The following is an 11,515-nucleotide window of genomic DNA, read 5'->3' as shown; positions in this document are numbered from 1 at the left end:
CCCTGGGCGATAGCAGGCTACTATACCCGGCCTATTCTGATTGTTTGTGTCGGATATCCGATTACCGCTGGAGAAGTTTTATGGCCTTGCTGCCCTGGCATGAGATCGATACGGTTCTGCTGGACATGGACGGCACCCTGCTGGACCTGCATTACGACAACCATTTCTGGCTCGAACACCTGCCCCAGCGCTACGCCGAACTGCATGGCGTGAGCCGGGCGATGGCCGAGATGGAGCTGCAACCCCTGTTCGAGCGCAACGCCGGCCAACTGCAGTGGTATTGCCTGGATTTCTGGAGCACTGAACTGAAGTTGCCGGTGCGCGAACTGAAGTTGGAAACCGCCCACTTGATCGCCTTGCGCCCGGACGCCGATACGTTCCTGACGGCCATCCAGCGGGCCGGCAAGCGCGTGGTGATGATCACCAATGCCCACCGCGATTCGTTGTCCTTGAAGCTGGAGCGCATCGAACTGGCCCCCTACTTCGAACGCTTGATCAGTTCCCACGACTACGGCTTCCCCAAGGAAAACCCGCAGTTCTGGGACGCGCTGCAAGCCGACCTGAATTTCGACCCGGCCCGCAGCCTGTTCATCGACGACACCCTGCCGGTGCTGCGCAGCGCCCGGGATTTCGGCGTGGCGCACCTGTTGGCGGTCAGCGAGCCGGACAGTCGCAAGGGGCCGAAGGATACGGGGGAGTTCGAGGCCCTGGGGGATTATCGGGACTTGATTGCCGGGCTTTGAACCGCGCCATATTCATCGCGAGCAAGCTCGCTCCCACATTGGTTTCGCGGCGAACCAGGAAACCCTGTGGGAGCGAGCTTGCTCGCGATGAAGACAATACAGACCTGCAAGTTACTCGGGAATACGCAACACCTGCCCCGGGTAGATCTTGTCCGGGTGCGACAGCATCGGCTTGTTGGCCTCGAAGATCTTGTTGTACTTGTTTGCGTCGCCGTATTCGGCCTTGGAAATGGCGCTGAGGGTGTCGCCCTTCTTCACCGTCACGAAACGCGCCGCCTTGGCCACCGGGCCCGTCACGGTGATCTGGTCGTCGACACTGCCGACGCCGGCGATGTTGCCCACCGCCAACAGGATCTTTTCCTTCTCTTCCTGGCTCGCGACTTCACCGGTGACGATGACTTTGTCGCCCTCGACGGTGGCCTGAACGTTCGGATTGCCCAGGCCGACCTTTTCAATGTGCTCTTTCAGTTGTTCGCTGGCATTGGCATTGCCGGGGGTCAGCAGGTCGATCAGCTTTTCACCGGCTTCCTTCACAAAGCTAAAGATACTCATGGCACACGCTCCTTGATTTAAATGTCCAGACGCAAAGACTAGACCAGGCAAGACGAACCCGGTTCCCAGCCGACCAATGACCCCGCCACGCGCAAGCGCTAGAATCCGGATCTTCCCGCGCCCTGGAGCGAAGATGGACATCAAGCAGCTGAAATTTCTCATCGCGCTGGACGAAACCCGTCACTTCGGCCAGGCCGCCGCACGCTGCCACATCACCCAGCCGACCCTGTCGATGCGCCTGCGCAGCCTTGAAGAAGAACTCGACCTGCCGCTGGTCAACCGCGGCCAGCGCTTTGAAGGTTTCACCGCGCCGGGAGAACGGGTGCTGGCCTGGGCGCGCACGGTGCTGGCGGCCTATGACGGGCTGCAGGCCGAAGCGGCGGCTTGTCGGGGCAACCTGGTGGGTACGCTGCGCCTGGGCGTGGTGCCGTTGTCGGACTTCGACCCGCTGGCGATGATGCAGCGCTTGCACACCGAGCACCCCAGCCTGCGTTTCGAATTGTCGTCCCTGAGCTCCGAACGCATCCTCGAACAGTTGGCGAACAACCGCATCGACCTGGGCGTTTCCTACCTGGAACGCCTGGACAACGAACGTTTCGAGGCACTGCCCTTCAGCCCCACCCGCATGGGCTTGCTTTACGACCAGCGTTATTTCTTTTTCGGTGAACAACCGCTGACTTGGGAAGCCTTGATCGAACTGCCCCTGGGCATGCTCACCAGCGGCATGCATTTTCGCCAGTCCATCGACCACAATTTCCACAGCCGGGGCCTGACCCCACAACCGCTGTTGCAAACCGACGCGGTGCACCAATTGTTACAAGCTGTGCACGGCGGGCTGTGTTGCGCGGTGATGCCCCTGGACAGCGGCCTGGACGTCCTGACCGAGGATTTGCGCATCCAACCCATTGAAAACGCCCAGACGCTAGTCCCGCTGGGCCTGATCATGCGGCGCGGTGCCCCCCGCTCGGCGTTGGCAGAGGCCTGTTTTGCCCTTTACCAGAAATCAGCGACGACTTCTTGATCGACGTCATCTATTGGAAGATCAGTAATAGCGATTAGACGTGGCAGATTGCCGCATTTAGTCTTAACACTATTCCTACTTTCAGTGATGCCCATGAACGACAAGCCTCCGGTCAGTCCAGCGCCAGCGATGGAAACATCCACGCCGGTCGCCAGCCAGAGCTATGGCTACTGCAATCTGGACCACTCCCAATCGGACAGCACCGCGCTGGCCGAGGAAGTGGCGCTGGCGATTGCCTATAACGGCATCAGCCAGGCAGTCATGCTGGTCACCCCGACCGACCTGGAAGACTTCATCGTCGGTTTCAGCCTCGGCAGCGGCATCATCGAAGATTCATCGGACATCTATGACCTGCAACTGAGCGGCACGGGTGCCGCGCACTATGCCCAGGTGACCATCGCCAACCGCGCCTTCTGGAACCTCAAGCAGCAACGCCGGCAGTTGGCGGGCACCAGTGGCTGCGGATTGTGCGGCGTGGAAGCGGTGGAACAGGCCTTGCCAAACCTCAAGGTGCTGCCCGGCGCACCACTGCCCGCGGCGCAATGGCTCGATGGCCTGCGTGAGCGTATCAGCCAATTCCAGCCCCTGGGCCAACATTGCGGCGCGGTACATGCGGCGTTGTTCATGAACGCCCAGGGTGAATTGCTGCTGGGCCGCGAAGACATTGGCCGACACAACGCCCTCGATAAGCTGATCGGCGCGTTGATCCGGCAACAGGTCCCAGTGGCCGGTGGCGTGGCGATCGTCACCAGCCGTTGCAGCCTCGAACTGATCCAGAAAGTACTGCGCGCCGGCATCCAGACCCTGGTCAGCCTGTCCTCGCCCACGGGCCTCGCCGTGCAGTGGGCCCGCCAACACAACCTCAACCTCATCCACCTGCCGCAGAAAAGTGCGCCGCGGGTCTACAGCCCTGCGATGGAGAAACAAGCGTGAGCAATCATCAACAAGCCGACCAGAAACCCGTACCACGCTACAAGCCCTACAAGGGCCCGGCCGGTGGTTGGGGTGCGCTGATCAGTGTCGCTCAGGCCTGGTTGACCAGCGACAATGCGCTGAAAAACCTCCGCATGATGCTCAAGACCAACCAGAATGGCGGTTTTGACTGCCCTGGCTGCGCCTGGGGCGACTCTCCCGAAAGCGGTATGGTCAAGTTCTGCGAGAACGGCGCCAAGGCCGTGAACTGGGAAGCCACCAAGCGCCGCGTCGACGGTGCATTTTTCGCCAAGCACAGCGTGACCTCGCTGCTGGAGCAGAGCGATTATTGGCTCGAATACCAGGGTCGCCTGACCGAACCCATGCGCTACGACGCCGAAACCGACCGCTACAAGCCCATCAGTTGGGAATCGGCGTTCGCCCTGATCGGCAAGCACCTGCAAGGGCTGTCCAGCCCCAACCAGGCCGAGTTCTATACGTCGGGCCGGGCCAGCAACGAAGCGGCCTACCTGTATCAACTGTTCGTGCGCGCCTACGGCACCAACAACTTCCCCGACTGCTCGAACATGTGCCACGAAGCCAGCGGCGTAGCGCTGGCCCAGAGCGTGGGCGTGGGCAAGGGCACGGTGACGTTCGATGACTTCGAGCACGCCGACGCGATTTTCGTCTGGGGCCAGAACCCTGGCACCAATCACCCGCGGATGCTCGAACCACTGCGCGAGGCGGTGAAACGTGGTGCCCAGGTGGTGTGCATCAACCCGCTCAAGGAGCGGGGCCTGGAGCGCTTCCAGCACCCGCAGAGCCCGATCGAAATGCTCACCAACGGCAACAAGCCGACCAACACCGCGTATTTCCGCCCGGCCCTGGGTGGCGACATGGCGATCTTGCGCGGTATGGCCAAGTTCCTGCTGCAATGGGAGCGTGAGGCGCAGAACAGCGGCGCGGCGGCGGTGTTCGACCATGCGTTCCTCAATGAACACAGCACCAACGTGCTGGATTACCTGGCGGCGGTCGACGATACGCCCTGGGAACAGATCGTCGAGCAATCGGGCCTGACCCTGGTCGAAATCGAGCAGGCGGCGCGCATGTACGCCACAAGCCAGAACGTGATCATGTGCTGGGCGATGGGCATCACCCAACACCGTCACTCGGTGGCGACCATCCAGGAAATCGCCAACGTGATGATGCTGCGCGGCAACATTGGCCGACCAGGCGCAGGCCTGTGCCCGGTTCGCGGCCACAGCAACGTGCAGGGCGACCGGACCATGGGCATCAACGAGCGTCCACCGGTGGCATTCCTCGACGCGCTGGAGCGGCGCTTCCAGTTCAAGGTACCGCGGGAAAACGGCCACAACGTGGTCGAGGCGATCCACGCCATGGCCGACGGCCAGGCGAAGGTGTTCATCGCCCTGGGCGGCAACTTCGCCCAAGCCACGCCGGACAGCCATCGGACCTTCCAGGCCTTGGCCAATTGCGAGCTGACGGTGCAGATCAGCACCAAGCTCAACCGCAGCCACCTGGCTCACGGCAAGGACGCGTTGATCCTGCCGTGCCTGGGCCGCACCGACATCGATTTGCAGACCGAAGGCGCGCAAGCGGTGACCGTGGAAGACTCCTTCAGCATGGTGCATGCCTCATTCGGCCAGTTGCAGCCGCTGTCGAACCAGATGCGCTCCGAACCGTGGATCATCGCCGGCATCGCCGCCGCCACGCTGGGTAGCCGTCCGGTGGACTGGAATTGGCTGGTGGCCGACTACAGCCGCATCCGCGACCTGATCGCCGATACCATACCCGGCTTCAAGGACTTCAACGAAAAGCTGAAAAACCCTGGTGGATTCTATCTGGGCAACAGCGCTGGTGCGCGTCGCTGGAACACCCCGTCGGGCCGCGCCAACTTCAAGCCCAACCTGTTGCCGAGCGACCTGGTGCATGAACGCACCCGTGCCACCGGCCAGTTGCCCGACCTGATCATGCAGTCCATGCGCTCCCACGACCAGTACAACACCACCATCTATGGCCTCGATGACCGCTATCGCGGCGTCAAGGGCCAGCGTGACGTGTTGTTCGCCAACGAAGCGGACATCATTCGCCTGGGCTTCAAGCCGGGGCAGAAAGCCGACATCGTCTCGCTCTGGGATGACGGTCGCGAACGTCGGGTCAAGGGTTTTACCCTGCTGGCGTTCGACATTCCGGCCGGGCAGGCTGCGGCCTACTACCCTGAAGTGAACCCGCTGGTGCCGCTGGAAAGCACGGGCGACGGCAGCCACACGCCGACGTCGAAATTCGTCGCGATCCGCCTGGAAGCGGCGAGCGAGAATGGACTGATCCTGGCCAAGTCGGCCTGACACAGTATTGTGGCGAGGGAGCTTGCTCCCGCTTGGTTGCGCAGCAACCAGAAAAGGGAGTCGCAGCCCAGCGATACCCCCTCGCTACAGAGTACTTTCCAGCGCCCACAAAAAAGGCCGTTTTCCATAGAAAACGGCCTGTCCGAAGTAGCTAAAGACCGGCCAATTCGCGTTAAGTTCCGACCGTAAAACAATAACTTAGAGAATTGTGCACAAGTCGTGTTACTCGTCGGATTTCTATTGTAACCAAGCGAAGCGAGCCTCAGGATCGCGCCGTCATCCCTTTGAGGCTCCTCTATGAAGTTCTCCTCCATTCTCTTGTTGTCCCTTAGCCTGGCCAGTGGCATCGCTTCCGCCGGCGGTACTGCCGAAGCAGGTGTGGGCGGCGCATTGGGCGGGGTTTTGGGTTCGGTCGTCGGCCAGTCCCTGGGCGGCAACACCGGTTCCACTATCGGCGCGGCGCTGGGCGGTGCGGGCGGTAGTGCGGTCGGCGCAGACAAACACAGCCGCGGCGAAGCGGCGATCGGCGGCGCGCTGGGCGCGGCCGGCGGTAACGTGGTCGGCCGTAGCGTCGGTGGCAGCACCGGCAGCCTGATCGGTGCGGCGGCGGGCGGTGGCGCGGGTGGCGCCCTGGGTAACTACATGGGCAAGGACGATGACGATGACCGTCGTTATGACGATCGCCGTGGTGATCGCCGCTACTACCGTGACGGCCATCCAGGTCGCGGTCATGCCTACGGCCACCGCAAAAAACATCATCGCCACTACCGCGACTAACGGCTGATCGATACTAGCCGTTGAAGATCGCAGCCTCCGACAGCGCCCAGCGCTGGCAGGAGGCTGCGATTTTTTGTTTCAGACCACCAACCGCTCCAACGCCCCACGTAGCCGATCCGCAATTGCCACCGGCCGATTCGACGCCCGATCCACGAATACGTGAACAAAACGCCCCGCCGCACAAGCCTCCTCCTCGCCCGCCTTGAACACCGCCAGCTCATACTGCACCGAACTGCTGCCCAACTTGCCAACTCGCAGGCCGATTTCAATCCGGTCAGGAAAGGCGATCGAGGCGAAGTAGTCGCAGGCCGAACTCACCACGAACCCCACCACGTCTCCGTCATGGATATCCAGGCCGCCGACTTCGATCAGGTAGGTATTCACAGCGGTATCGAAAAAGCTGTAGTAGGTGACGTTGTTGACGTGACCGTACACATCGTTGTCGTGCCAGCGCGTGGTGATGGGCTGCAAGTGTGGGTATTCGTTGCGTTGGGGCATCAGCTGTCCTTTACGGTTGTTCAATGGTCTTGACGTGGCACGGGGCTCAGGCCTGCGCGAATCCCTTGCCCTGCGCCGCCAGCTCGCCAATCACACGCGCGGGCTTCCATTGGTCGCCCTGCTTCGTTTCGAGCTCCAGCAGGCGTGCGTGGATGGCTTCCAGCCCCTGCCCGTCAGCCCAGGCCATCGGCCCGCCCTTGTCCGCAGGGAAGCCGTAGCCGTTGAGGTAGACCAGGTCGATAGCGTGGGCCGACTCGGCAATGCCTTCCTGCAGGATCTTCGCCCCCTCGTTGACCAGCGCCAGCAGGCAGCGCTCGAGGATTTCCTCCGGGCCGATCTCGCGACGCTGGAAACCCAACGCCTCACTGACCCGCAACACCAGCGCATCGACCTCGACATCATGCTCGGCCTGTCGACTGCCCGGCTCGTAGTGATAATACCCATTGCCGCTTTTCTGGCCGAACCGTCCCAGTTCGCACAGACGATTGTCCACCTGCACCTCGGGCGCATCCTGGCCCTTGCCCGCCAGCTCACGGGCACGCCACTCCAGGTCGATGCCAACGACGTCGTACATGCGAAACGGCCCCATGGCGAAACCAAAGCCTTGCAACGCCGCATCCACCTGATGGGGGAACGCCCCCTCCAGCAACATCTTGCGCGCTTCCAGCACATACGGATGAAGCATCCGGTTGCCGATGAAGCCGTGGCAGTTGCCCGATATCACGCTGACCTTGCCCATGCGCTGGCCCAGCACCAGGGCCGCATCCAGCACCGCTTTGGAGGTTTGTGCGCCGCGAACGATCTCCAGCAGCTTCATGATGTGCGCCGGACTGAAGAAATGCAGGCCCAGGACCTGGGCTGGCCTGCGGGTGACGGCGGCGATGGCATCGATGTCCAGCGCCGACGTGTTGCTCGCCAGGATGGCCTCGGGCTTGAGCAGGCCGTCCAGTTCGCGAAAGATAGTCTGTTTGAGCTCCAGGTTTTCGTAGACCGCTTCGATCACCAGGTCCACCTCACGGATCGCCGCGTAATCATCCGCCCGTGTCACCCGGGCGATCCGCGCATCTGCCTCACCCTGGTCGATACGACCCTGGCGCACACCATGGGCATAGGTCTCGGCCACGGCAACCAGTGCCTGCTCGAGCATCTGCGGATTGTTGTCGACCCACTGCACCGCCACGCCGGCGTTGGCCAGGCACATCACGATGCCCCGCCCCATGGTGCCTGCACCGACCACCGCGGCGCGCTGAATATCGAAAGGTGTCTGGCTCATGTTGGCTCTCTTGTTGGCGATCCGAAGACAGCCTTCACCTTAGTCAGCCGCCGAATGTTTTTGAAATTTATTCGTGTGATGAAGGGCATTCAGCGGATGGATGCAGCTCACAGATGCGCTTGAGTCCACTGGCGAACTTCGGCGTATGGATACGCTTCCAGTGCGGCGTAGCCAGGGATCTTCCGCGCCTTCAATCGGGTGAACAGCGGCACACTGATCCCGCACAGGAAGCGGGTGAGGCGCTCGGCAGACGGCACGCTGCCGCTGTGCTGCTCATGCTTGTGGATAAAATCGCCACACAGCGCCTCGAAGCTTTTATCCACAAGCGCCGGCAGCGCAGGCGGCTCCGGCAGGCGAGCGATCTGCCCATGGCACACCGAACAATGGCCACACGGGTGGGGTGCACTGTCGTCGCCGAAATACTGCGCCAAGCGATGACCCAGGCAACGGTCGGTGGCGAACAATTCGAGCATGGCGTGGATCCGCGCGATTTCACCGTGTTCGTGCCGGGTGAAATAGGCATGCAGCTCGGCACTCAAGACCTGCACATCCAGGTCCGCTTCCAGCACGCTGTACACCTCGGTCATCTGCTTGCTTTCCAGCTCGATCCAGCCCTTTTCCTGGAAATAATCCAGCGCCTTGACCACACGATTACGCTCAGCGTGGTACTGCCGGTACATCCCGTCGAAATCCACCGTGGCCCAGCTCCGGGCGCGACTGGAAGTCTGGATGATGGCCGCGACGAAGTCCCTTCGCTCACCTTCGAAGCGCTCCAGCAGCTCCTGGGGCTCGGTCAGGAACTTGAAGCGATACTCCGCGAAATAGGCATAGCGCGGCGCGATCAGCCGGCGCAACTCCAACTGGACCAACAACGTCTTGAGCGGCAGTTGCCGGATGTTGCTCTGGTCCGCCAGCGGGCCCAGCAAGAACTCCCATTGCCCATCGGGGGCAGCGGCCTTCAGTTCGTCGAGCACGCAACGAATGCCTGCGAGCTCCGGCGTATCGCCGTACACAAAGTTCTCCAGCACGTTGAGACTGTCGCGGTTGGCCAGCACCAGGCAATCCGATGGCTGCCCGTCGCGCCCGGCCCGGCCGATTTCCTGGCTGTAGTTTTCGATGGACTTGGGCAGGTCGAAATGCACGACGTTGCGAATATCGCTCTTGTCGATGCCCATGCCGAAAGCGATGGTGGCGACGATGCAATTGGATTGCCCGCCCATGAATCGCCGCTGGATGGCTTCGCGTTGCTCATGGGGCAAACCGGCGTGATAGGCCTCGGCCTCGATACCGTGCTGGCTCAGGTGCTCGGCGATCTGCTCGGCGGTTCGCTGCAAGGTGACATAGACGATGCTCGGCTGCCCGACGCGCGCGCCTAACCACTGCACCAGCCGTGCGCGCTTGGCGACACCCGGTACGGGCTCGACCAGCAGATTGAGGTTAGGTCGGTAGAAACCGGTCGTCACCACATCGGCGGCGGCAATGGCGAATTTCGCCTGCATGTCGGCGATGACCTTGGGCGTGGCGGTGGCCGTCAGCAGCAATACCTGGGGAATATTGAACTGGTGCTGGTAATCGGGAAGCTTGAGGTAGTCAGGTCGGAAGTTATGCCCCCATTCCGAAATACAGTGGGCCTCGTCCACCACCAGCAACGAAATCGGCACCTGCTGCAGGAAATTGCGAAAGCGCTCGTTCTTCAGGCGCTCCACGGAAATCATCAGGATCTTCAACTCGCCCGAACGGGCCCGCGCCATGGCGTCGTTGGCTTCGTCACGGCTCTGGGCCGAATCGATACTGGCCGCCGCGATGCCGTGGCGCTTGAGGAACACCAACTGGTCCTGCATCAACGCCAGCAGTGGCGAAACCACCAGGGTCAGGTGCGGCAAGAGCAGGGCCGGCAATTGATAACACAGGGACTTGCCCGAGCCGGTGGGGAAGATGGCCGCCGCCGACCGACCGGCCAGCACGGCGCCGATGGCCGTCTCCTGGCCGGGACGAAACTGTGGATAACCGAAAACCTGTTCCAGGGTGCTGTGCATGCGCGGTCGCTCCTTTGACTGCTGCGAGACCCAAAGACTAGCGGGACAACGCAGCGCGTCGAGAAAAGGTCGGGGGTAAAAACGATACTGGATGATACAGCGTCGAGCGCCTTTGCCTTGCCACGAGCAGATACAAATCCGGGCAATTTGATGTCTCGTCCCGACTTCGCCACCACGGTAAGGTGCGCCGAAAACTCATGCTGTACGTCAAGGCCAGGAAGCCTGACGCTCGATTTCAATTCTTCAAGGAACGAACCATGCCACACCCATTTTCCGCTCTACGCGCGCTGACGATCACGTCGGCCTCATTGCTCGCCGGTTGCTTGACCATCCCCGATCCACCCGGCGTGGATCCCACCCAGTTCGAAACCCCGGAGTATCACGCTCAACAAGGCTTGGCCGTCGTCAAGGCATCAGCGCTCTACGCTCGTGGCGGGACTGGCCAGGATGTTGTCGTGGCGTTGATCGACTCGGGGCTCAACGCCAGCCTCGAGGAGTTCGAGGGCAGACTGGGTGATCCTGGATTCGACCATGTCGAAGGCCGTCCCGGCACCGTTGACCGCATCGGCCATGGCACGCAGATGGCCGGTATTCTCGCCGCCAACAAGGACGACCGGGGCATGCACGGCATCGCGTTCAATGCGCGGTTGATCCCCTTTCGCTTTGGCGACGACAACGAGCCGTTTTTCTTCGACAGCGAAATCGCCCGGTCCTGGCAAAGTGGTTTTGACAAGGGTGCCCGGCTGTTCAACAACTCGTGGGCCAACGCCATTCCCGCCACCGAGATCAATGAGGCGCGCTACAACCAGGTGATGCCCGACTCCCTGGCCGTCGCTCGAAAACTGGTCGCGGACGGCGCCGTGTTGGTCTTCCCCACCGGTAACGAACTCAAGCGCGAGCCCCTGGCCGAGCCAGGACTGCCAGTCGCATTGCCAGAGCTGGAAAAAGGCTGGATCGCAGTGGTGGCGTTGAAGAACGACGGTAGCGCCATCAATGGCAAATCCAACTATTGCGGCGTCGCAGCCGCCTGGTGCATCGCCGTTCCCGGCGGCGACGCCGGTGCACAGGCCGGCCTGCTCACCGTTGGCAAGGACGGCCGCTACGTGCAGACCGCTGGCACATCTCCCGCCGCCGCGTTGGTCAGTGGCGCACTGGCGGCGCTACAAAGCCTTCACCCGCAACTCAGCCCGCAGCAGATACGCGAACATCTGCTGGCGACAGCCAACCGCACAGGTATCTACGCCAACAGCGAAGCCTATGGCAGAGGATTGATGGACCTTGAGGCCGCCGCACTACGCATGCCTGAACAAATGGCTGACTGAACCCAAACCCCTATC

At 61.9% G+C, this 11,515-nt stretch carries 10 protein-coding genes; 6 read left to right on the top strand and 4 right to left on the bottom strand.

What is annotated here, in order from left to right:
- Positions 1 to 80: 80 nt before the first annotated feature.
- Positions 81 to 743 (top strand): GMP/IMP nucleotidase, encoded by a 663-nt coding sequence (gene yrfG, locus J4E63_RS21700; RefSeq protein ID WP_207283327.1) that lies wholly within the window; start codon positions 81 to 83, stop codon positions 741 to 743.
- A gap of 111 nt (positions 744 to 854) precedes the next feature.
- On the opposite strand, the gene lysM is transcribed toward yrfG, so the two are convergent.
- Positions 855 to 1,295, bottom strand: a complete 441-nt coding sequence (gene lysM / locus J4E63_RS21695; RefSeq protein WP_092330074.1) for a peptidoglycan-binding protein LysM — start codon at positions 1,293 to 1,295, stop codon at positions 855 to 857.
- A gap of 133 nt (positions 1,296 to 1,428) precedes the next feature.
- Between lysM and J4E63_RS21690 the strand changes: the two genes are divergently transcribed.
- The 4 genes from J4E63_RS21690 to J4E63_RS21675 all read left to right on the top strand — a co-directional run bounded on the left by J4E63_RS21690 (position 1,429) and on the right by J4E63_RS21675 (position 6,371).
- On the top strand, positions 1,429 to 2,316 hold the full coding sequence (locus J4E63_RS21690; protein WP_207283326.1) for a LysR family transcriptional regulator: 888 nt from the start codon (positions 1,429 to 1,431) through the stop codon (positions 2,314 to 2,316).
- Between the two features lie 93 nt (positions 2,317 to 2,409).
- Complete coding sequence (fdhD, locus tag J4E63_RS21685; RefSeq protein WP_207283325.1) at positions 2,410 to 3,249, top strand: formate dehydrogenase accessory sulfurtransferase FdhD; 840 nt, start codon at positions 2,410 to 2,412, stop codon at positions 3,247 to 3,249.
- Entirely contained in the window at positions 3,246 to 5,594 is a 2,349-nt protein-coding gene (locus J4E63_RS21680) for an FdhF/YdeP family oxidoreductase (RefSeq protein WP_207283324.1), read from the top strand. Before fdhD ends, J4E63_RS21680 begins: the two co-directional genes overlap by 4 nt.
- A 297-nt stretch (positions 5,595 to 5,891) precedes the next feature.
- Complete coding sequence (locus tag J4E63_RS21675; protein ID WP_060739662.1) at positions 5,892 to 6,371, top strand: glycine zipper domain-containing protein; 480 nt, start codon at positions 5,892 to 5,894, stop codon at positions 6,369 to 6,371.
- Positions 6,372 to 6,449: 78 nt separating this feature from the next.
- Here J4E63_RS21675 and J4E63_RS21670 read toward each other — a convergent pair whose 3' ends face one another.
- The 3 genes from J4E63_RS21670 to J4E63_RS21660 all read right to left on the bottom strand — a co-directional run bounded on the left by J4E63_RS21670 (position 6,450) and on the right by J4E63_RS21660 (position 10,178).
- Positions 6,450 to 6,869, bottom strand: coding sequence for a thioesterase family protein (locus J4E63_RS21670; protein ID WP_092475515.1), 420 nt, complete (start codon positions 6,867 to 6,869; stop codon positions 6,450 to 6,452).
- Between the two features lie 46 nt (positions 6,870 to 6,915).
- On the bottom strand, positions 6,916 to 8,142 hold the full coding sequence (locus tag J4E63_RS21665) for a 3-hydroxyacyl-CoA dehydrogenase (RefSeq protein WP_207283323.1): 1,227 nt from the start codon (positions 8,140 to 8,142) through the stop codon (positions 6,916 to 6,918).
- 107 nt (positions 8,143 to 8,249) lie between these two features.
- A complete protein-coding gene (locus tag J4E63_RS21660; protein WP_207283322.1) occupies positions 8,250 to 10,178 on the bottom strand; it encodes an ATP-dependent DNA helicase RecQ in 1,929 nt (642 codons plus the stop codon).
- A 257-nt stretch (positions 10,179 to 10,435) separates the two neighbouring features.
- Here J4E63_RS21660 and J4E63_RS21655 point away from each other — a divergent pair, with 257 nt between their 5' ends.
- A complete protein-coding gene (locus J4E63_RS21655) occupies positions 10,436 to 11,500 on the top strand; it encodes a S8 family peptidase (protein ID WP_207283321.1) in 1,065 nt (354 codons plus the stop codon).
- Positions 11,501 to 11,515 lie beyond the last annotated feature (15 nt).

Origin of the sequence: Pseudomonas sp. FW300-N2F2, from assembly GCF_017351655.1 — a bacterium.
In the GTDB taxonomy this organism is placed as follows: domain Bacteria; phylum Pseudomonadota; class Gammaproteobacteria; order Pseudomonadales; family Pseudomonadaceae; genus Aquipseudomonas; species Aquipseudomonas fluorescens_AA.
The sequence above is the reverse complement of the archived record's forward strand: the minus strand, read 5'-3'. Positions and strand labels throughout refer to the sequence as shown.

Bases quoted from the DNA above. Each gene is read 5' to 3' on its own strand.
- yrfG (WP_207283327.1), top strand. From the start codon at position 81: ATGGCCTTGCTGCCCTGGCATGAGATCGATACGGTTCTGCTGGACATG.
- lysM (WP_092330074.1), bottom strand. From the start codon at position 1,295: ATGAGTATCTTTAGCTTTGTGAAGGAAGCCGGTGAAAAGCTGATCGAC.
- J4E63_RS21690 (WP_207283326.1), top strand. From the start codon at position 1,429: ATGGACATCAAGCAGCTGAAATTTCTCATCGCGCTGGACGAAACCCGT.
- fdhD (WP_207283325.1), top strand. From the start codon at position 2,410: ATGAACGACAAGCCTCCGGTCAGTCCAGCGCCAGCGATGGAAACATCC.
- J4E63_RS21675 (WP_060739662.1), top strand. From the start codon at position 5,892: ATGAAGTTCTCCTCCATTCTCTTGTTGTCCCTTAGCCTGGCCAGTGGC.
- J4E63_RS21670 (WP_092475515.1), bottom strand. From the start codon at position 6,869: ATGCCCCAACGCAACGAATACCCACACTTGCAGCCCATCACCACGCGC.
- J4E63_RS21665 (WP_207283323.1), bottom strand. From the start codon at position 8,142: ATGAGCCAGACACCTTTCGATATTCAGCGCGCCGCGGTGGTCGGTGCA.
- J4E63_RS21660 (WP_207283322.1), bottom strand. From the start codon at position 10,178: ATGCACAGCACCCTGGAACAGGTTTTCGGTTATCCACAGTTTCGTCCC.
- J4E63_RS21655 (WP_207283321.1), top strand. From the start codon at position 10,436: ATGCCACACCCATTTTCCGCTCTACGCGCGCTGACGATCACGTCGGCC.